This window comes from Arthrobacter sp. GAS37 (assembly GCF_044908325.1).
In the GTDB taxonomy this organism is placed as follows: domain Bacteria; phylum Actinomycetota; class Actinomycetes; order Actinomycetales; family Micrococcaceae; genus Arthrobacter; species Arthrobacter ramosus.
Window position 1 is genome coordinate 353,050 of sequence record NZ_JBIYDB010000001.1, and the last position, 19,868, is coordinate 372,917.

Genomic DNA, 19,868 nt, shown 5'->3' on the forward strand with positions numbered 1-19,868 from the left:
GAGGCCCCCAAAGGGTTCCTCGCCGCCGTCGTCCTTTGCAGGGGCCTCCGCCGCCGAGGGTTCCCTGGACGAGCGGAGCGAGGCGAGGGAGGCGGTGGGGACTTACTTCACGATCCCTTTGTCCTTGAGCCAAGCGGTCGCAGCGTCCTTGGGATTCTGCTTTTGGTTGCCGCTGACTGCGCGGTTGAGGTTGATGAGGTCGTCCGTGGTGAGGATCTTGGATACGTTGTTGAGGGCTGTCTTCGCCTTGTCCGTCATCTTGGCCATGTTGTACAGCGGGAGGACCTGCTGGGCCTTGAAGTTGTTCTTGGGATCATCCAGGACCACCAGGGCGTTGTCCTGGATGGACGGCGTGGTGGTGTAGATGTCGGCAACCTGGACGTCGTTGGACAGCAGGGCCTGCAGCGTGAGGTTCCCGCCGCCGTCGCTGAACGGCTTCAGGCCCTTGAGCACGCAGTTGTAGTTGGACTTGAGGCCCGGGAGCCCGTAGGCGCGTGTCTCAAAGGTTGCCGGTGCCGCAATCGTGAAGTCCCCGCAGACCTTGGCGAGGTCGTCGATGGACTTGAGCTGGTACTTCTCCGCCGTGGCCTTCGTCACAACCATGGCGTCCTTGTCTTCGGCCTTGGCGGGGTCGAGCACTCCCAGGCCCTGTGGAAGCTTCCCGGGCAGCGCCTTGTAGACGTCATCGGCCGAGACCTGAGCGGCGGCGGTGTCCAGGTAGGACAGCAGATTGCCGGAATAGTCGGGGGCCAGGTCGATCGAACCGTCTTGTACGGCCTTGAAGTAGATCTCGCGGGATCCGATATTGGGCTTCGTCGTAGCGGTGACGCCGGCGGCGTTCAGTGCTCCGGCGTAGATTTCGGCGATGACCTGGCTCTCGGGGAAATCTGCCGAGCCCACAGTGAGCGAGCCGCCGGCCCCGGAGGGAGCGCTGGTGGACGGGCTGGACAGCGGGCTTCCACCACATGCGCTCAGTGCAAGCGCAATGCCGACTCCGGCCGCCAGGCCGCCGAGTCCGCGGCGGGTCAGGGTGACGGGTTGCTTCATGCGGTACCTCCTTGAACGGCAGCCCCCGCTGGTGCGGCGGCTGCGAGATCTCCGGCGGCCTTGTGGCCGCCGTTGGAATCGATGGAAAGTCCGGGCGGGAGGAGGATCCTCTGCGCCATGGCCAGAATGAGGTCGACGGCGATTGCCAACGCCGCGATGAGCAGTGACCCGCCAAGCATGCGGGGGAAGTCCTGAAGGACCAACCCGTCAAAAAGATAACGCCCCAGGCCGCCCAGCGGAAGATACGCCACTACGGAAACCGTTGCGATGACCTGGAGGACAGCCGTGCGGATGCCGCCGAACATGACCTGAAGCCCGTTGGGCAGCTCTACACGGAACAAGATCTGCAGTTCTGTCATGCCCATGGCCCGGGCTCCGTCAACCACCGTTGGATCCACGCTGGAAATCCCGGCGTAGGTCCCGGCCAGGAGAGGCGGCACTGTCAAGATGACCAGGGCCCAGACAGGTGGCATGAGTCCGCTTCCAGCCAACAGGGCGAAGAGGACAAGCAGGCCGAGGGTGGGGAGGGCCCGCAAGGCGCCGGCGAACGCCACGGCAACGACGCGTCCATGTCCGGTGTGGCCGATGAAGAGGCCCACCGGCACGGCGATGGCCGCGGCAATCACCAGGACCAGCCCGGAGTACTGCAGGTGTTCCAGGAGCCTCGTGGCGATTCCGCCGCTTCCTGACCAGTGAGCCGGATCCGTGAGCCACGCGAGGGTGTCAACGAAGATATTGCTCATCGACCTGCCTCCGCATGGATCCGGGTATCTGCGATGAACCGCCCTGCTTTGGCATCTTGCTTGGCGGTGACCGCACCGGCCCGCGTCCAGGGCGTGAGCAGCTTCTCCAACAGGACCAGGAACGTGTCCATGATGAGGGCCAGCAGGAGAATCGCGATGATGCCGACCATCACCTCAGTGACGAACGAGCGCTGCAGCCCGTCGGTGAACAGCATTCCCAGGTTTCCGACCCCCAGGAGCGCGGCGACGCTCACGAGGGAGATATTGCTGACGGACACCACGCGGAGGCCCGCAAAAAGCACGGGCAAGGAAAGGGGAAGGTCGATTTGCAGGAACCGTGCGGTCGGTTTGAATCCCATGGACACTGCCGCCATGCGGAGGTCGTCGTCCACGGAATCGAAGGCGTCCATGGCAGCCCGCACCAGCAAGGCGACGGCATACATGGTGAGGGCAACCACGACATTGAGCGGATCCAGGATCCGGGTTCCCAGGATCGGCGGCAGGATGATGAAAAGCGCCAAGGAAGGAATGGTGTACAGGAGGGAACTTCCCGTGGTGACAACGGTCCTGAGGGCACGGTTCCGGCGGGCCAATTGCCCCAAGGGCACCGCAATGAGCAGACCCAAAACCATGGGAATCAAAGCCAGGACAAGGTGCTCGCCCGCCCGCTCGAAGACCATGCCGCTGTTCGCCAGGAACCATTCCATCAGCGGGCGTCCTCCCTGTTATGCCGCGTCTGTTCGATGAGCGCCAGCACTTCATCGGCTTTGAGGACGCCCGCGAGCCTGCCGTCGTCATCCACCACGACGCCAAGGCCCGAAGGTGAAGACAACGCGGCATCCAGCGCTCGGCGGAGCGTGTCCCCGCGCCGGAACAAGGAACCTCCGGGAACCAGCCCCGCACCGTCGCGCGGCGAAGCCCATCCCATCGGCCGGGAGTCGCCGTCGAGCACCAAGGCCCATTCGCTGCTGCCCTCGGCACCTTGCGGGGCCTCCACGGTCTTGACCGGATGCACGGGAACAGCATCAGCCCCGTTGAAGGCAAGGTGCCGGAATCCCCTGTCGCGGCCCACGAACGAGGCTACAAAGTCATTGGCAGGCGCCCGGAGGATCTCTTCGGGTGCCGCGTATTGCGCCAGTTTGCCCCCGACGGCGAAAACGGCCACTTTGTCGCCGAGAACGGTGGCCTCATCGATGTCATGGGTGACGAAGACAATGGTCTTGGCCAGTTCGCGCTGGAGCCGGAGGAGTTCCTGCTGGAGTTCGTCGCGGACCACGGGGTCCACCGCGCTGAAGGGCTCATCCATGAGCAGCACGGGCGGGTCTGCTGCGAGCGCGCGGGCTACCCCGACGCGCTGCTGCTGGCCGCCGGACAATTGGGACGGGTACCGCTTGCCGAGCACGGAAGCCAGCCCGACGACGTCGAGCAGCTCTTCCGCGCGTTTGCGGGCCGCTGCCCTGGAAACGCCGTTGAGCCGCGGAACGGTGGCAATATTGTCCAGCACCGAACGGTGCGGCATGAGTCCCGAAGACTGCATGACGTAACCCATGGAGCGCCGCAATTGGGCGGCCGGTTCGTTCGAAACATCCTTGCCGGCAACAGTGATGGTGCCCGATGTCGGCTCTACCATGCGGTTGATCATCCGCAGGGAAGTGGTCTTTCCGCAGCCCGAGGGTCCGACGAATACGGTGATGGCACCTTTGTCGATGGACATGCTCAATCCATCAACCGCGGGCTGCCCGCCCTGATACTGCTTGGTGACGCTCTGGAACTCAATCATGGCTTCAGCCATTCCGGGGCTTACCTAACTTTTCGGGCCGCAAATATCAACGATGGAAATCAATCAACAGCGAACTGATGTTCTACAGCCTAACCAGCACCACCGACGATGTCAGCGCAGGCGCGAAGACCGTAATGAATCGGCAATCCTCAGGGCGTCGGCAGCTTTCCGTTGAGGGGTCGCTCACGGTGCAGGCGAAGGCCGATATCGACCAGGGACACCCGGTTCAGTCCGGGAACCTTGCCCAACGGCACCCAGGCGGCGTGGGTAGTGCTGCCGTCTATCTCGTGGGTCAATTCGCCGCCCGTGATGCTTGCCTCGTAGACCAGCCGGATTGCCTGGAAATCACGGTCAGATCCGTCCAGCCGCCCCTCACCCGGCCAGTGGCCGACGTCGATGCCGAGCATCGCTCCGATATCGGCGTCGTACCCGGTTTCCTCCTGGATCTCGCGGCGGCAACCGTCCACCGGATGCTCCCCCAGGTCCAATCCTCCCCCGGGGAGAGTCCAGCCTTCTTTGCCGTCTTGCTTCCAATAGGCCAGAAGGATTGCTCCGTCGCGGATGACCACTCCGTACGCGGCCGGGCGGGTGTCGAACTGCATGCTCATGGAGCCAGCCTAGGCCTAAGCTGGAGGGAACACTGTTCAGCACTTGGAGTTGTATTGTGACCAACTTGGAAACGGCCCCGTCCCAGGAAGTCTGCCCGGCCGGACACCCCGGACAGGGACCTTTTGTACAGCTTTGGCCGGCCCGCGAAGTTCCCCTGGGCGGCGTCCGGGCCATGAATGTTTCCCGCACCCTCCCGCAGCGCGGTATGCCGACGGTAGGAGCCTGGTGCTTCCTGGACAGCTTCGGCCCGGACCGCGTCGCGATGAGCGTCCTCCCCCACCCGCACATGGGACTGCAGACGGTCACGTGGCCCCTCCAGGGCGAGGTGCGGCACCGCGACAGCGTCGGCAGCGACGTCTTGGTCCGTCCCGGGCAGTTGAACATCATGACGGCTGGCCGCGGCATTTCGCATTCCGAGTTCGGCGTCCTGCCGGCAGGACTTCACCCGGACGCGCCCGACGGCGGCACCCTCCTGCCGCTGTCCCGGGGCCTGCAGTTGTGGGTTGCTTTGCCCGACGGCGTAAGGCACCGGGCGCCGTCGTTCCAGCAGATCGTCGACCTGCCGGTGGTCGCCACGGACAGTTTCACGGCGACGGTACTCGTGGGCGAATTCGCCGGACAGCGCTCCCCCGCCATTATGTACAGCCCGATTGTCGGCGTCGAAATCTCAGCCTCGGGCGCCGTCGAGCTGCCGCTGAACCCCGAATTCGAGCATGCCGTGCTCGTCTTGGACGGCTCCGCGGTGATCGACGGCCAAGAAGTCGACCCTGGGCCCTTGGCATTCCTCGGCATGGGCCGGGAATCGCTCCGCCTCGAGGCAGCTCCTGGAACCCGCTTCATGCTGCTGGGCGGTGAACCTTTCGAAGAGGACATCCTGATGTGGTGGAACTTCGTGGGCCGGACGCACGAGGAAGTGGAGCAGGCCCGCGAAGACTGGGAAGCCCAGGCGCTGCTGAGTGACGAGGACGCCCGCGCTTCGCGGTTCGGCTGGATCCATGGCCACGGGCCCGACGCCGGAGCTGAAGCCGGGCGCATCCCCGCACCGCCCATGCCAGGGGTCCAGCTCAAGCCCAGGTCCCGGAACAGGGCTACTGACTAAGCCTCGCGACACCCAAAAAGTTTGGCGACACGCAGCAGGACTCAGGACACCGGTATCCGAGGGTCGCCAGTCTTTCTCCGTATCCGCCAGTCATTTGCGAGTCGCCAACGAGTCAGCGCAATGTCCGCCCTACGGAAGCTCTGCAACAATCCGCAGCACACCGAAAACCGGTTCCTGGTCCAGGACCCGCACATCGGTGATTCCGTGTGCGGCCAGTCCCGCCCGGAAAGCGGACTGCAAGGGCTCGACGTTCATGCCGAGCCCGCCGCCGAGAATCACCGGTCCGGGGAGGCCAAGTTGACGGACTGCCTGCGCCGCCAGCTCCGCGAGATCCCGTCCCGCCTGGTCCAGCAGTTGGCGGCTGATCTCGAGCCCTTCTCGCGCAGTCTCGACTACGGCGCTTGCGCGCTGGGCCCAGTACCGCCGGTCGGTGTCCTCCGAATGGAACAGCGCGATGAGTTTGTTGGGGTTGTCCACCCCGCAGGATTCCAGGAGGGCCGCTGTGAGGCCATCCGGTTCCAGTCCTTTGTTCATCCGGCGGAGGCTGTGACGCACTGCCTCCCGGCCCAGCCAGTAACCGCTGCCCTCATCGCCCAGGAGAAAGCCCCAGCCACCCGCACGGGCTTCTTCCCCCTCGGCATTCTTTCCCCAGGCCGCGGATCCAGTCCCGGCGATGACAGCCACTCCCGTGCTGGCCCGGCCTGCCGCCAGTAGCAGGCGGGAATCGTGGACCACCGTGACCTGTGCGCCTGGGACATGCGGTTCGATCAGCTCGGCCAGGGCGCGGGCATCGGCGTCGGTGTCAATTCCGCCTGCGCCGGCAAGGACGCGGCTCACGTCGCCGCCACCGATCATGGCGAAGAGCTCGGCAAGATTCTTCGCCGCCGTCTCCCGGCTGACGTTCTGGACGTTGGAGCTCCCCGTGCTTTCGTCGCGGACCGGCTTGCCGTCTTCGAAGCGGACACCGCGGGTCTTCGTGCCGCCGATGTCGAGCCCGATGACCGTTGCATCGGGCCGGGGGGTCGTGTTTTCTGCAGTCTCCACGTCCAAAAGCCTAGCGCGGGCGCACCGGGTGGTTCTATTGGGTTCCGGATCGCGCTCTGACAAGGCCCGCAAGCAGCCCCGGTCCTTCAGAAAGCACCAGTTCGCGGAAAAGCCTGACGGGATCGGGTTCCTTGCGCCGTTCACGCCAGGTAATCCCAATCTCCCGGTATGCGAGCTCCGAGTCGAGCGATACCTCCACCCACCCCAGGTCCGTGGAATCCAGAACCCCTTGAGGTCCCGGACCTAGCCCTCCCGGCGGCAGGATGCTGTAGCCCAATCCAGCGGACACGAGACCACGGATGGTATGCGAGTCCTGGCTCTCGAAAGCAACCCTTGGGCGAAAGCCCGCATCCCGGAAGATCGCGTCGGTCAGCGAGCGCAGGCCGAAGCCTGGCCCCATGGAAACGAACGGCTCGTGTTTGAGCTCGGCGAGCCGCACGCTGGGCCGCCGGGCCACCGGATGGCGGTGATGGACCACCAGCCGCAACGGCTCGCGGTACAGCGCCGCCGAGTCGAGGTTCCTGCCCGGAGCCGCCACGGGTGCCGTCAAGGCGAAGTCGGCGTCACCGGCAATGAGCAATTCAAGGCAGGCGGCACGGGCTCCTTGGCTGAGTTCGAAAGCCGTGGAGGGGTGCCGGCTCCGGAACGCGCTCATGAGCAGCGGCAACGTGGCCTCGCCGAAAGTGTGCTGGAAGGTCACCGCGATTCGGCCGCGGACAACATCGGATTCGTGGCGGACCACGTCCAGTCCCGCCTGGAATTCCGCGAGCGCCGCTTCGATGTAGGGAAGAAGGGTCTTGGCGGCCGGGGTCAGGCGGACGCCGCGGCCTTCACGGATAAGGAGTTCGGTCCCGACGACGGCGCTAGCCCGGGCCAGCGCCCGGCTCACCGTCGATTGGGGTACTCCGAGCAGCTCGGCCGTCTCGGTGACATGTTCTGTCCGGCCAAGTTCGGCCAGCAGTGGCAGCAACGGCAGTAGTTGAACCAGTTGCTTGTGTTCGATGTCCATGCCTGTCCACCCTCAGATTGACCATCTTCAAAATCATCCATTTTGGCTATCAATCCTAAGTGAATCATGCATTGGAATCATCACTTCTGCTCACCCTACTGTGGAAAGGTGAGTACAAGCGCAGCATCCACGAGCCCCGCAGAGTCCGATTGGGAAGGCCATCTGAAGGGCTCCACTGCCTACCGGCGGATCCTGGCCGGCCTGGCCCTCGCCGGTGTGGCAACCTTCGCGCAGCTGTACTCCACCCAAGCCGTCCGGCCACTCATGGCAAACGAGCTGCACATCACGGCGGCAGAGGCAGCGCTCACCATCTCCTTGGCCACGGTAGGCCTCGCGGCAACAGTGTTGCCCTGGTCCTTCGTCGCCGACAAGATCGGCCGCGTGCGTGCGATGGCCATCGGAATCGCGGCAGCCACCGTCCTGGGCCTGCTCGTCCCCCTGGCCCCCACCTTTCCCCTGGTCCTCGCTTTGAGGGCGCTGGAGGGCATGGCCCTCGGCGGTATTCCGGCGATCGCCATCGCGTACTTGAATGAGGAAGTGAACAAAGTGCACGCTGCGCTGGCCGCCGGCAGCTACGTAGCCGGCACCACCCTCGGCGGACTTGCCGGGCGCTTGCTCGCGGGACCCATCGGTGAATTGTGGGGTTGGCGGGCCGCCGCCTTCGCAGTCTCCATCCTTGCGACGGCATCGGCCGCACTGTTCCTGCTGCTGGTCCCGAAACCGCGCCGCTTCACACCAAGTTCCGCTGGAGGTTTCCGCGGGGCCATGAAGACGTTGGCGGGCCATTCTTCCAATCCACGGCTGCTGGCCCTCTATGTTCAAGCGTTCCTGTTGATGGGTGGCTTCGTGGCCGTCTACAACTACCTCGGATTCCGCCTCCATGCGGCGCCCTTCGGACTGCCCGCCACCGTGGTCAGCCTGATTTTCCTCGCCTATTTGTCCGGTACCGTGAGCTCCCGCTGGGGAGCCGGATTGTCTATGCGCTTCGGCCGCCGCACGGTCATGCTCGCCGGAATCGCGACCATGACGGCCGGCCTAGGACTCACCCTGTGGGACAACATCGCCGCGGTTCTGGCGGGCTTGGTTGTCTTCACCGGCGGCTTCTTCGCCGCGCACAGCATCGGAGCAGGCTGGACCGGGACCATCGCGACGAGCGGCCGCGCGCAAGCAGCGTCGTTGTACAACCTCTCCTACTACCTGGGTTCCAGCATTATTGGCTGGGCCGGCGGACTCGCCTTCCAGGCTTTCGGCTGGACCGCACTCGCCTGGACGGTCATCGCACTGGGGTGCACGACGGCGGTGATCACCGCCGTCGTGCACCGATCCGCCGCGCGCCAGGTCGCCGTCGTCGGCTCCTTGGAACCGGCACGTCAGGGAAAGTAGCAGGCGCTAACGGGTGGACTCGATTGCCTGGACCAGGTCATCGACGATGTCGGCCGGATCTTCCAAACCGATGGAAAGCCTGAGCATGCGCGTCTGGGGCTTGGCCTCCGGGGCCACCGGGCGGTGGGTCAATCCGGCGGGGTGTTGGATCAGCGTGTCGATTCCGCCCAGCGACACTGCGTGCGTGATGAGGCGGACCGCGCCGGGAATGCGCTCCGCGTGCTCGGCCGATTCAAGGTCGAAAGAGATCAACGAGCCCGGGCCACTCATCTGCGTACCTACCAAATGCAAGGGATCGCACTCGGGAAGCCCCGGGTAGTACACCTTGGCCACGAGTTCGTGGCCTGCGAGCGCTGCCGCGATCTTGTGGGCGTGGTCCTGCTGGGCACGTACCCGGATGGGAAGAGTCGCCAGGCCCCGGTGCAACAGGTAGGCGGGCCATGGAGTCAGGATGCCCCCGGTCACGGCACGGACCCGGCGCAGCCGCGTTGCCCACTCCGCACTCGTTGCCACCACGCCGCCCATGGCATCGCCATGGCCGCCCAGGAATTTCGTGGCACTGTGGAGCACCATCGCGACGCCGTGCTTGAGTGGCTGCTGGAGGATCGGCGTCGCGAAAGTATTGTCAACGAGAACCGGAACGTCTCCGGCGTCGGCCACCAGGCGGTTAAGGTCCACAAGGTCCAGGCTCGGGTTTGCGGGCGTTTCCACCACCACCAGGCCGGTGTCCGGGCGAAGGGCATCCCGCACGCCGTCGGCCTTGACGAAGCTGACCTGATTGCCAAGCAGGCCGCTGGCCAGAACGTGGTCCGTACCGCCGTAAAGGGGTCGCACTGCAACCACATGTGCCTTGCCTTCTGATTGGGCGGCGAGCAGCACTGCGCTGAAGGCGGCCATCCCTGAGGCAAAACCGACAGCTTGGGCTGCCCCTTCGAGCGCCGCGACGCCGTCTTCGAACCTGGCTACCGTAGGATTCCAGAGACGCTGGTACACCGTGCTCTGACCGTCGAGGGGCACGCCGCCCGTGGCCATCTGCTCGTAGGCGAGGCCGCCGTCGTGAACAGAAGGCAAAGGCGCAGTAGTTGAAAGGTCGATGGGAACGGCGTGCACGCCTTGTTCCGTGAGTCCTGTCCGGCCCGCGTGGACTGCGAGTGTATCTATGGCTGTCACTGCTCTCCTTGAATTATTCACCGTTGAATTCGGTCAGTATCTGGCAATAATTCGGAGATTGACAGTGCAAATGAATGGATTGAGTGGAAACTGGCACCTATGATGAATAGACAGCACTTTCAGGAGGATCCGTGACCACCACCCCGAAGAACCTTCGGCCCGTCGGCATCAGCGAGCCCTTGGATGCGATCGACGAACGCATCCTCGCAGCCTTGGTTGACGATGCCCGGATCTCCAACAAGCAGCTGGCAGAACTGGTCGGAATTGCTCCGTCGACGGCGCTTATGCGTACGCGGTCGCTCTCCGAACGCGGCATTATCGAGGGTTTCGAAGCTGTGCTCAGCCTCCCGGCAATCGGCCGATCGGTCCAGGCCCTGATCGCCGTGCGCCTGCGCGCCCATGACCGCGACCAGATCGACCGCTTTACGGCACGGGTTCCCGCCCTCCCTGCAGTGATCTCCACGTTCCACACTTCGGGCTCCGTGGACTACCTGCTGCACATCGCCGTAGCCAACACCGACGACCTCCGCGACTGGGTCCTGGACAACCTCGCCACGGACCCGGTGGTGGGCCATACCGAGACCACTTTGGTCTTTGCCCACATCCAGGGCAACCACGGGCCGCTGCCGGAATAGCGGTTGACTTCGCGAGTGATTCTGCCGTCGCTCGACGCGGCTCGACTCAGTGGCGTGGCTCGAGGCCCGAGTGAGCGGCCCCAATGGCGTCCTGGCGCAAATCATCGAGTTCCTGCCGGCGCGTGAGCGCCGCTCGCTGCACGGCCAGGTCGCCCGGAGGAATGTAGCGCCTGCGCTCGGCCCACGAAACCAGGCTGGTTCCGATTCCGGCGGCTGCCGACTCGAGCATGGAGGGCCGGCGGTAGGTGCCGCATGATGCGGTCGCAGTGCTCATGACTCTTTCCCTTCGGTTGCTGCGTGCGACTTGGCGTCGCGGGATTTCTTGTCTCCGGCCCACGCCGGGACGCCCAGGATGGGGAATGCGTTGAAATGGATCTGCACGGGGCGGGCATCGTCCGCCTCGGGTTCGCTCCGGATTTCCTCCAAAAGATTGCGGGCGAAGGCTTCCATGGCGTGGGCGTAGCGTCCGAGCTGCTCGGCTGACATCCGGGCGTTGGCGGTGTTGACGATGGCAGCGTCGAGCCAGTCTTCGTCCAAGGAGTCCATGCCGTGAGCCATGAAGTCCGCGAGGACAGCCTGCCTGCTCCGTTCGAACTCGCGCGTGACTAGCCGCGATGCCTCCTGCGTTGCCGGCGAATGGGCCAACTCGGGCGAAGTGATCTGGATGGCTCCCCTGGGCCGCTCCCACCACCGCTCCCGTGCTGTCCCCTTGCCTGGGACTTCGTGGACGAAGTCGAACTTGGCGAGTTGCCGAAGGTGGTAGCTCGTAGCGCCACTGGATTCGTCGAGGAGTTCGGCCAGGCTGCAGGCGGTCTGTGGCCCATAACGGGACAGCATCTCAAGGATTTGAACGCGCAAGGGGTGCGCGAGCGCTTTGAGGGACGCCGTATCGACCTTGCGGACGGGGAATTCCGGCTCTTGAACCTTCTCCATGCCGGAAACGCTACTCTTGCAAAGAAACCTTTGCAAGACTTTCTTTGCAAATCAATCTTTGCAAACTTGGGCTTGTCAGACGAACAGCCAGTCAGCCCTTGCGGAGCACCCTGCGGAAGGAGATGACGGCGAGCACAGCAGCTGCCAGCCCACACACCACAGTGAAATAGCTGGCAGCGGCGCCCAGCCCGATGGCCGAGGCGGCCAGACCCAACCCGATGACCGGCACAGCGCTGCCAAGGTAGGTGATGACGTAGACGGTGCTGATGATCTGGGCGTGCCGGGACGCTTCCACCTTGCTGGCAACGTCGTTGAACACCAGCCGGAAGGCGATCCCCTGCCCTACCCCGGCGGACAGGCTCGCTGCCACCAGCAGCACCGGGCTGGACAGGGATGCCGCCGCGCCGACCAGCACAATGGAAACTCCCAGGACCGCCAGTCCAGCGGGCACGGCGAAACGGCCGCGGACCTTCAGCAATTGGCTGAGCGCGGACGCTCCGAGCGTGAGCCCGGCGAGCAGCCCGGTCATGGGGCGGGAATCGGCATGTACGACGACGGCGAAGTAGCCGGGCGCGAGCGAAAGGCAGAATCCGAACACGGCAAAGCTGAGGAACCCCACGCTTGAGGCCAGCCAAAACGCTCCCCTGGCTTCCCGCGATACGGAGGGCCGGCGTGGGGCGAGCACCGTGTAGGGACGAGGGCCTTCGGCAGGCCGAATCGCCGGGCGTGCCTTGAGAAGCCACAGCGGGACCAACAAAAGGAGGAGGACGGCCGCGTGAATGAAGAACGGCGTTGACGTGGCACCCGGGAGCAGCGAAAGCAGTCCACCGATGGCAGGACCGGCGGCCACACCTCCGGAGGAAGACAGCAAAGTGAAACGGGAAGCCCACTCGGGCCGGGACGGAAGCAATTCACGCAAAGCCGCAGAGCTCGCTCCGGTAGCAAGGCCCACGGCAACGCCCTGGAGCATCCGGCCGGCCGAGAGCATCAGGAGGTTGTCAGCGTTGGCGAAAACCAGGCCGCCCATCAAGCCCACGAGGACTGCCAGTACCAGCGCCGCACGCCTGCCGATATGGTCCGACCAGTGGCCGGCGAGCATCAGCACCGCCACGAGTGCCAGGACGTAGCTTGCAAAGGCAATGGTCACGCCGAGTGAAGTGATTCCCAGTTCCGCCTGAAGCAGCGGATACAGCGGGCTCGCCAAGTTGGCACCGACCAGCAGTGTGAACATGACGGCGCCGGCCAGGACCGGCCTTGCCGTGGTGGAAGCATCCCAGCCCCAGCGCCCGGCGGTGGCCTGGCGCATGCGCAGTTCGCTAAAGACAGTCATTTCCGTGCCTTCGCCTCAGCGGCCATCACGGAACCTGGCCTTGTGGGCCGGGACTGGACGGCCCAAAATATTGATGGCAATAGGATGTCGCAGGCCTGCCAGATAGATCAGATGTCCGTGAAAGAATTGATCAGAACAGTCAAAATTGACGTCCACCGATGACCACAAATGAGCTGGAGTGATGATTTGAACACCCTCGATCCGACGGACCTGAAGATCCTGCTCGAGTTGATCCGTGATCCCAGGGTTCAGATCGGTGAACTTAGCGAGTCCCTGGGGATTGCGCGCAACACCGCCCAATCGAGGATGCGCCGGCTGGTCCGCTCGGGCGTATTGAACGACGGCGGCCGTGAGGTCGACCTCGAAAAGGTGGGGTACGACGTCGTCGGCTTCGTGACGTTGGAGGTGACCCACCGGGAACTCGACGGCGTGATCGGAGCCCTGCGCCGTATCCCGCAGGTCCTTGAGGTGCATGAAATTTCCGGGCGAGGCGATCTCTTATGCCGGGTGGTGGCCACCGAAACGCACAACCTGCAAACGGCGCTTCGCTCCATCCTCAGAACCAAAGGCGTCATCCGCACGGAGACGGTCCTTGCCTTGCACACCCATATCCCCTACCGGACAGAGCCGCTCATCAGCAGGCTCGTGGACGCCGCCGAGACCGCCGGCGCCACGAAACGGGTCAAAACGCAGGTTTCCACTGATTCGCCGGTCAGGGAAGCCGACTAGGATTCCAGAATGGATTGGCTCTCTTCTCTTCAGCACCTCAACTGGCTGGCGATACTCCTGGCGTTCATGTCCAGCATGGTCATCGGATTTGTCTGGTACATGCCGGCGGTCCTCGGGAGACGGTGGATGCAGGCTATTGGCAAGACCGAGGAAGACCTCAAGAAGATCGACGGCGGCGCAGGAATCTGGATCCCCATGATGGTGGCCGCAGCTCTTACGAGCATCCTGTTGGCTGTCCTCATCGGCAAGCTGGGCGTGCAGGGAAGCCTGCACGCCGGTTTCTTTGCGCTAGTGATTGCGGTCGTCTTCCGCGTCGGCGGCCACGTCATCCACAACGGTTTCGCGGGCCGGCCGTCCGCCGTGACCCTCATCGACTCCGGCCATGACATCGTGGCCATGACAGTTGCCGGGTTAATCCTCGGGGCGTTGCAATAAGAAGAGGAGAATAACCTCGTGACCATCATTGACAATGCCGTCTATGTGAACGGTATCCGGACCGCCACTCCGGGAAGCCTCGAGCAAAGTGTCGAAACACTGGCCGCCCACGGCGGAATGGTGTGGATTGGACTGTACCGGCCCGACGAGACGGAAATGGCTGCAGTAGCCGCCGAGTTCGGCCTCCACTTGCTCGCAGTCGAGGACGCCGTCAACGCCCACCAGCGGCCCAAGCTGGAACGCTACGACAACAACCTCTTCACAGTCCTCCGGCCTGCGCGGTACGTAGATGCTACGGAGACCGTGGAGTTCGGTGAGCTTCATATCTTCACGGGGAGGAACTTCGTGGTCACGGTCCGGCACGCGGAGACACCCGGGGTGGCCAAGGTCCGTCGCGATCTAGAACAACAACCGGAGCTGCTGCGCCATGGTCCCGAAGCCGTCCTGTACGCGCTGTTGGACCGGGTAGTGGACGACTACGGCCCTGTGATCTCGGGGCTGGAGAACGACATCGACGAGATCGAGGACCAGCTCTTCGGCGGCGATCCCCTGGTTTCGCGGCGCATCTATGAGCTCGCCCGCGAGGTCATCCAGTTCCAGCGCGCAATCAACCCACTCCCGGAGATGATGGCCTCCTTGAAGCGCGGGTTCGAGAAATACGGAGTCGACATCGAACTGCAGCGCAAACTCCGCGATGTGGAGGACCACGTCGAACAAGTCATCTCCCGCGCCAATGGGTTCCGCGACCTGCTCCAAAACGCCCTGACCCTCGACGGGACCCTGACCGCGAACCGGCAAAACGAGGCGAGTGCGGCACAAAACGAACAAACCAAGAAGATCTCCTCGTGGGCCGCGATCTTCTTTGCACCCGCATTCGTTACCGGGCTCTACGGCATGAACTTCGACATCATGCCCGAGCTCCATTGGCCATTCGGCTATCCCATGGCGCTCGGAATGATGGTTGCCGCGGGCTTTATCATGTATGTCATTTTCAAGCGGAAGAACTGGCTCTAGTGTTCCTTGCCTCCGCTGGGCGACGCCCCGACGCGGCCGATCTCATAACGGAAATCATCGCCGACGCCGAGGCTTCAGGCTTCATCCTGGAGCCGGCCCAGGCCGCGGCCGCCGCCCGGCTCTGCCAGCTCGGCGAGTCCATTTCCGTCCGCCGCAAGGGACTCCTACGACGGCGGACGCCGCGTAGCGTCTACCTTCACGGTCCGGTGGGTCGCGGCAAAAGCTGGCTCATGGACAGCTTTTACCGTCAGTTGCCGGGGCGGAAAAGGCGCATCCATTTCCATGATTTCTTCCGTCAGCTGCATCGGGGTGTGCATGCTTCGGCCGGGAGGCCCGAGGCGGATGGCACGGCCATCCAGCGCTCGGTGGATGCCTTGCTGTCCGGCGTCGACATCCTGTGTTTCGACGAATTCCACGTGCACGATGTGGGTGACGGAATGTTCATCGCCAAGCTGCTCCGGACCGCGGCCCAACGGCGAGTCCCGCTCGTGGTGACGTCGAACTATCCACCGGATAAGTTGTTGCCGAACCCTCTGTGGCACGATCATTTCGTGCCGACCATCGGGGTGATCAAGGAGATGATGGACATCATGGAGATCGACGGAGACACTGATTTCCGGCGTCCGCCGGTTACTGGTTCCGCTGCGCCACGGCCCAGCGACTCCCCTGGCCTGGAGGCCTTCAGCAGGGGCAAGATCATTACTCCCGGAACGCCGGCGCAACTCGGAGCCTTCGGTTTGTTCCCGCCGGCGAAGTCACAAGAGCGGATCCTCACGCCCACGACGCAACGGCTCACCGTCAAAGCGGCTGACGACATGCTCTGGGTCAGTTTCACGGAATTGTGCGGCGGCCTCATGTCGACGGCGGACTACTTGGCGCTGGCGGAGGACTACGGAACCTGGGTGATCGACGGAGTGCCCTCGCCAACGATCGAGTCGGCTGCCGGGTCCGCGCCGGCCTGGCAACGGTTCAGCAATGTCGTGGATGTCCTGTACGACCAGGGCATCACGCTCTTCCTGGTGGGTCACGGCCCCTTGGACTGGGACCTGGCCCAGGATCCGGCCCACCGGACCAGCACCCAGCCCGTTGATCTGGCCAGAATTGCGAGCCGGCTGTCGCTCCTGGACCGGGTGGAAGCCTCGACGCCTTTTGAAGAAGTAGAGGCCGGGGGCAGCTGAACGTGTCTTCCCCGCAGACACTGAGCGAAGCCGATCGTCGCCTCGTGGCAGCGTGGGCCGCGGACTGTGCTGAGCGAGTCCTGGTCTTGTTCGAGACGGAGGCCCCGACAGACGGCCGGCCACGTGATGCCATCGCGCGTACTCGGGCGTTTGCTCACGGTGAACTTGACGCCGCCGGTGAGATTCGCCGACGCTTCGTTACTGGTCGGGCCGCGCACGCGGTGAGCTCTCCTGCGGCTGTGGCTGCCGCCCGGGCGGCTGGACAAGCCGCCGGCGTCGCTCACATGGGCGCGCACGCTCTCGGCGCGGCCGCCTACGCCGCGAAAGCGGCCGGGCTGGCCGCTCAGGATCAGCCCGCGGCCATCTCCGAGGAGATCTCCTGGCAACTCGAGCACATGAATGCTCAAGTGAGGGCGGCGCTTCAGCAGTTGCCGCCACTTGGTGAGGACGCCGCGGGCCCGCTCGGTTCCGGACTTCTCTCGTCGGGCCTTCTTGGGTCAATCATTCGGAAGATTCAGGCCGCTTTGGTCAGTGTCTCGCCACAGGAAGGTGTCCGGTAGGCGATCGGCTACCGCGACTGCTCAGCGGCTTTAGAGGCCGGCCATAGTTGCGAGATGACCTTTGCCCAGGCGGTGGCCCTGACTTCCCACCGGAGCCCACGAATGATTTCGACATGACTTGCGGGAAACGAATTGCAATCTGGGCATTGAGCGCCGCCCTTCTCTTCGGAAGCCCATGCAAACCTCATCGAAGTCGCTGCAGCACACTGTCTTCGCGCTGCGCCCGGCGGGCAAGTGGTCCGCTTGCACGACGTGGCCTACGAGGGCCGGGCTAACGCCGAACGACGACGCCGGGACCCCTTGTCGAACAAGGGGTTCCAGCGTCAGCAAAGGTTCGTCGTTATACGCGTGACCTGCCGCGGATGAAGTGGAAAATCAGCACGACGACGGCAACCACCAAAAGCAGGTGAATGAGCCCACCGCCGATGCCGCCGATAAAGCCGAGAAGCCAGAGAACGGCGATAATGATGGCTATCCAAAGCAACATGTGAGTCTCCCTCGTTTGTTTGCGTACCCAGGCCGGCGGCCTAGGGCATTCGTTACTAAGTATACTTACTAATGAAGGTAAGTGGGTGGGCCAGTGCGGTTTTTCCATTTGGAAGCCGCACCGGCCCCGCAGGACCCGGGCGCGGAGGTAAGTGGACAGGACGCGGGCGCCGACTGGGACTTGGATGAACAGCTCCGGTAGGTGACCGAGGAGTAGCCGGCTGCAGGGCCGGACTCGATCAGGATGCCGGCCCAGGTCCGCGCCGGAGCGCTTATCGAAACGGTTACCGTGGTGTCGGCCGGCAGTTCCGCACCTTCCTTGAAAAACGCTATGCCGTCGGCGTCAATGTAAGGGCCGAAACCATAGTTGTAGCCGTTTCCCAATCCGGGGTACACCAACGGGCCGATGACCAGATCATCGGCAGGGTTTGGCGGGGGCTCTGTCGGGTTTGTGGACCTGGCCGCATCGCATCCCACCGACACACTGCCGCCGGGATGGAAGGCTGCGGTAGTGCTGGCCGCTGGGGTAGGCGTTCTGGTCGGCGCTCCTGTGGTGCTGTCCATCGGTGTTCTGTCGCAGCCTGCAAGCGACAGCGTCGCGACGAGAGCCGGGCAAATCATCGCGGCTCGTAGGCGGATCCCTCAACGCGACATCCCGTCGTTCGCTGGGATAGCCCTCAGCCCTGCTCTTGATCCGAGAGGATGCGGAGTTCTTCCGGCCTCTCTGGCGGTGCCAGTGAAGGTGCCAGAACCTCGCGGGCTCTCAAACGGTTGCTCCGTCTGGCTGTCAGGACCAGCGCGGCAGCGCCTATCAGCACCGCCGCGACGACAACGCCAAGGACTGCCGGAATGCTGGACCAGAAGCCGGCCCCCGCGTTGTCGGACGGTGCCTGTGCCGTCGGACCCGGGTTCTCGCCCTGCGGCTGGGCCGCCTGAGCTGTGGACTGGGGCGGCTGGAAGGCGTGGAGTACCTGGGACGGGAAGACAGCCACGGATTTGGCAGTTGTGTTGGTGACGATGAGGGACCCGTCGGGTTCGAGGGCGAGATGCCCTGGGTCCTGGCCCGTGGGCAGGCCGAGCGAAACGCTCGTTCCGCCAGGTCGGATGACGGATAAGCCGTTGGCCATGTAGAGGACGTAGACAGCTCCGTCCGAACCGACGGCGACTTCCTTCGGTCCCCCGGGCACCGCCACGCGGTAGGCGACCGCTGCGCCTCCGGGCTTGATCACGGCGACGTCGTTTGCCGTGATATTGGTGACGTACACGGTGCCGTCCGGCCCGACCGCGATCCCGTGCGGGTCGCTCGTCCGCCCGGGCGTGGAGCTGACCTGGATGGTGCGTGAGACCCTGCTCGCGCCGGCAGGGATCACCGAGACCGTCCCGTCATTCTGGTTGGTCACGTAGGCAGTGCCGTCCTTGGCGACGGCCACTTCCCTGGGATTCGCTCCGACGATGATCTCGCGCGCCGGCGCGTCAGCTCCGGGCGGGATGACCGAGACCGTGCCAAGGTCGGGGTTGGGAACAAACACCGTCCCGTCCGGGGCCGCGGCGATGAGGTGGGCACCCGGGGTTAGGGCAATCGTGCGCGTCACGCCGGAGGAGCCCTTCGGGATCACGCCGAGCTTCTCCTGCTGCTTGGCAGAGTCCCACCCTTCGACATACAAAGTGCCATCGGCGGATAGGGCCATTCCCGCCGCGCCGTAGCCGGTCGTCAGAGTCCGGGACGGCTTGTTCGCCCCCGGAGGGAGAACGTTCACCCCTCCGCCCCAGGAGTAGTCGCCGATATAGGCGGTGCCGTCTGCGTCCACGACCACGCAAAGCGGAGTTCCCCCGACGTCCACGACATCCCCCGACGCAATCGCAGGACCGGCACCAACCAACAGAATGCCGCCAACGGCGGCCACAGCTAGAACCCCGGAGAAACGCATACCCCTACCCCCAAAATCGATGACACACCAAGAAAGCCTCAGAACGCAGCATACTGCCAGCGGGTTGCCCGCTCACGGACCGGCTGGCGGGCGTGACGGGGGCTTGTGGCGACGGAAGCCCGGCGTGCGGCGAGTCCGGCTTTCACCGGCGACGACCTGTGGCTGCCGCTCGCGACGACCCAGCAGGTAGACGCCGAAGGCGTAGCTGCCCGTGGCCACGGCGAAGAGCGAGGCCATGATCATCGAGCTGTAGTCCTCGCCGTAATTGAGGAAGCTGCCGCCATTGAAACCGGCTTCAAGGACAGAGACGAATCCCACGGCCGACGTTGTGAGAGCCGTACGGTCGTGGCTGCCGATTGACTTGAGGAGGGCGGCCAGGGCACCGAGGGTGAGGAGCAGGCCCAGCCCGGCGTGCAGGGCGAGCCACAGGCCGCCGTCCGTCACGGCCCAGCCCACGCTCTGCACGACCCCGTTCAAGAAATCTGGCGGCTTCGCGCCGGGATGCGACTCGGGGATCTTGACGAAGAGGTTAACAGCCATGCCCAGGAGGAACTCGGCCAGAAGTGCGATGACGAGGCCGAATTCGGTGCGGCGCACGAGCTCTCGGCGACGTGCTCCGGCGCGCGGTTTCAGGTCAAGGCTGTGCCCTGTCACGTCATTTTCCGCCACGGTGACCTCCAGTTCAGGACCATGACAGCGATGATACGGTACACGCGGAGCGCCCGGTCCGTGCCCGCTGAAGGGTCCTCCACCTGA

At 64.4% G+C, this 19,868-nt stretch carries 23 protein-coding genes; 8 read left to right on the top strand and 15 right to left on the bottom strand.

Annotation, left to right across the window (positions count from 1 at the left end):
• Positions 1-102: 102 nt before the first annotated feature.
• The 5 genes from ABH924_RS01655 to ABH924_RS01675 form a co-directional block, all read right to left on the bottom strand.
• Positions 103-1,047, bottom strand: a complete 945-nt coding sequence (locus ABH924_RS01655) for an ABC transporter substrate-binding protein (protein ID WP_234748420.1) — start codon at positions 1,045-1,047, stop codon at positions 103-105.
• Entirely contained in the window at positions 1,044-1,790 is a 747-nt protein-coding gene (locus tag ABH924_RS01660; RefSeq protein ID WP_234748423.1) for an ABC transporter permease, read from the bottom strand. Before ABH924_RS01660 ends, ABH924_RS01655 begins: the two co-directional genes overlap by 4 nt.
• Positions 1,787-2,497, bottom strand: a complete 711-nt coding sequence (locus ABH924_RS01665) for an ABC transporter permease (protein WP_234748426.1) — start codon at positions 2,495-2,497, stop codon at positions 1,787-1,789. The genes ABH924_RS01660 and ABH924_RS01665 overlap by 4 nt, the downstream gene beginning before the upstream one ends.
• Positions 2,497-3,582 (bottom strand): ABC transporter ATP-binding protein, encoded by a 1,086-nt coding sequence (locus ABH924_RS01670; protein ID WP_404496395.1) that lies wholly within the window; start codon positions 3,580-3,582, stop codon positions 2,497-2,499. The genes ABH924_RS01665 and ABH924_RS01670 overlap by 1 nt, the downstream gene beginning before the upstream one ends.
• Positions 3,583-3,719: 137 nt before the next feature.
• Entirely contained in the window at positions 3,720-4,178 is a 459-nt protein-coding gene (locus tag ABH924_RS01675; RefSeq protein WP_234748429.1) for an NUDIX hydrolase, read from the bottom strand.
• 56 nt (positions 4,179-4,234) lie between these two features.
• On the opposite strand from ABH924_RS01675, the gene ABH924_RS01680 reads away from it, so the two are divergent.
• A complete protein-coding gene (locus ABH924_RS01680) occupies positions 4,235-5,278 on the top strand; it encodes a pirin family protein (protein WP_404496397.1) in 1,044 nt (347 codons plus the stop codon).
• A gap of 129 nt (positions 5,279-5,407) precedes the next feature.
• On the opposite strand, the gene ABH924_RS01685 is transcribed toward ABH924_RS01680, so the two are convergent.
• Together ABH924_RS01685 and ABH924_RS01690 are read right to left on the bottom strand one after the other, a co-directional pair.
• Positions 5,408-6,322 (bottom strand): N-acetylglucosamine kinase, encoded by a 915-nt coding sequence (locus ABH924_RS01685; RefSeq protein WP_404496398.1) that lies wholly within the window; start codon positions 6,320-6,322, stop codon positions 5,408-5,410.
• A gap of 34 nt (positions 6,323-6,356) precedes the next feature.
• Positions 6,357-7,331 (bottom strand): LysR substrate-binding domain-containing protein, encoded by a 975-nt coding sequence (locus ABH924_RS01690; RefSeq protein WP_404496399.1) that lies wholly within the window; start codon positions 7,329-7,331, stop codon positions 6,357-6,359.
• A gap of 66 nt (positions 7,332-7,397) precedes the next feature.
• Here ABH924_RS01690 and ABH924_RS01695 point away from each other — a divergent pair, with 66 nt between their 5' ends.
• Entirely contained in the window at positions 7,398-8,714 is a 1,317-nt protein-coding gene (locus ABH924_RS01695; protein ID WP_404496401.1) for an MFS transporter, read from the top strand.
• A 6-nt stretch (positions 8,715-8,720) separates the two neighbouring features.
• On the opposite strand, the gene ABH924_RS01700 is transcribed toward ABH924_RS01695, so the two are convergent.
• Positions 8,721-9,884 (bottom strand): trans-sulfuration enzyme family protein, encoded by a 1,164-nt coding sequence (locus ABH924_RS01700; RefSeq protein WP_404496403.1) that lies wholly within the window; start codon positions 9,882-9,884, stop codon positions 8,721-8,723.
• A gap of 131 nt (positions 9,885-10,015) precedes the next feature.
• Between ABH924_RS01700 and ABH924_RS01705 the strand changes: the two genes are divergently transcribed.
• A complete protein-coding gene (locus tag ABH924_RS01705) occupies positions 10,016-10,519 on the top strand; it encodes an Lrp/AsnC family transcriptional regulator (RefSeq protein WP_234748448.1) in 504 nt (167 codons plus the stop codon).
• A 46-nt stretch (positions 10,520-10,565) separates the two neighbouring features.
• On the opposite strand, the gene ABH924_RS01710 is transcribed toward ABH924_RS01705, so the two are convergent.
• The 3 genes from ABH924_RS01710 to ABH924_RS01720 all read right to left on the bottom strand — a co-directional run bounded on the left by ABH924_RS01710 (position 10,566) and on the right by ABH924_RS01720 (position 12,782).
• Positions 10,566-10,793 carry a 2-nitropropane dioxygenase gene (locus tag ABH924_RS01710; protein WP_404496406.1) on the bottom strand — a complete coding sequence of 76 codons (228 nt, stop codon included), beginning with the start codon at positions 10,791-10,793 and terminating at the stop codon, positions 10,566-10,568.
• The gene (locus ABH924_RS01715) at positions 10,790-11,452 is read right to left on the bottom strand and encodes an ArsR/SmtB family transcription factor (RefSeq protein ID WP_404496408.1); all 663 of its coding nucleotides are present in this window, start codon (positions 11,450-11,452) and stop codon (positions 10,790-10,792) included. The genes ABH924_RS01710 and ABH924_RS01715 overlap by 4 nt, the downstream gene beginning before the upstream one ends.
• Positions 11,453-11,543: 91 nt before the next feature.
• Positions 11,544-12,782 carry an MFS transporter gene (locus ABH924_RS01720; protein ID WP_404496410.1) on the bottom strand — a complete coding sequence of 413 codons (1,239 nt, stop codon included), beginning with the start codon at positions 12,780-12,782 and terminating at the stop codon, positions 11,544-11,546.
• Between the two features lie 168 nt (positions 12,783-12,950).
• Here ABH924_RS01720 and ABH924_RS01725 point away from each other — a divergent pair, with 168 nt between their 5' ends.
• Genes ABH924_RS01725 through ABH924_RS01745 form a run of 5 tightly spaced genes read left to right on the top strand, consistent with a single transcriptional unit; the run spans position 12,951 to position 16,698 of the window.
• Entirely contained in the window at positions 12,951-13,511 is a 561-nt protein-coding gene (locus tag ABH924_RS01725) for an Lrp/AsnC family transcriptional regulator (RefSeq protein WP_404496412.1), read from the top strand.
• Positions 13,512-13,520: 9 nt separating this feature from the next.
• Positions 13,521-13,946 (top strand): DUF1761 domain-containing protein, encoded by a 426-nt coding sequence (locus ABH924_RS01730; protein WP_404496414.1) that lies wholly within the window; start codon positions 13,521-13,523, stop codon positions 13,944-13,946.
• 18 nt (positions 13,947-13,964) lie between these two features.
• The gene (corA, locus tag ABH924_RS01735) at positions 13,965-14,960 is read left to right on the top strand and encodes a magnesium/cobalt transporter CorA (protein WP_234748465.1); all 996 of its coding nucleotides are present in this window, start codon (positions 13,965-13,967) and stop codon (positions 14,958-14,960) included.
• Positions 14,960-16,138 (top strand): cell division protein ZapE, encoded by a 1,179-nt coding sequence (gene zapE, locus ABH924_RS01740; RefSeq protein ID WP_404496415.1) that lies wholly within the window; start codon positions 14,960-14,962, stop codon positions 16,136-16,138. The genes corA and zapE overlap by 1 nt, the downstream gene beginning before the upstream one ends.
• Positions 16,139-16,140: 2 nt before the next feature.
• The gene (locus tag ABH924_RS01745; RefSeq protein WP_404496417.1) at positions 16,141-16,698 is read left to right on the top strand and encodes a putative immunity protein; all 558 of its coding nucleotides are present in this window, start codon (positions 16,141-16,143) and stop codon (positions 16,696-16,698) included.
• Positions 16,699-17,038: 340 nt separating this feature from the next.
• Here ABH924_RS01745 and ABH924_RS01750 read toward each other — a convergent pair whose 3' ends face one another.
• The 4 genes from ABH924_RS01750 to ABH924_RS01765 all read right to left on the bottom strand — a co-directional run bounded on the left by ABH924_RS01750 (position 17,039) and on the right by ABH924_RS01765 (position 19,781).
• The gene (locus tag ABH924_RS01750; RefSeq protein ID WP_345449193.1) at positions 17,039-17,185 is read right to left on the bottom strand and encodes a lmo0937 family membrane protein; all 147 of its coding nucleotides are present in this window, start codon (positions 17,183-17,185) and stop codon (positions 17,039-17,041) included.
• A 68-nt stretch (positions 17,186-17,253) separates the two neighbouring features.
• Entirely contained in the window at positions 17,254-17,748 is a 495-nt protein-coding gene (locus tag ABH924_RS01755) for a hypothetical protein (RefSeq protein WP_404496419.1), read from the bottom strand.
• A gap of 113 nt (positions 17,749-17,861) precedes the next feature.
• Positions 17,862-19,112: a hypothetical protein gene (locus ABH924_RS01760; RefSeq protein ID WP_404496421.1), complete on the bottom strand. Its 1,251-nt coding sequence runs from the start codon at positions 19,110-19,112 to the stop codon at positions 17,862-17,864.
• A gap of 72 nt (positions 19,113-19,184) precedes the next feature.
• Entirely contained in the window at positions 19,185-19,781 is a 597-nt protein-coding gene (locus tag ABH924_RS01765) for a hypothetical protein (protein ID WP_404496423.1), read from the bottom strand.
• Positions 19,782-19,868 lie beyond the last annotated feature (87 nt).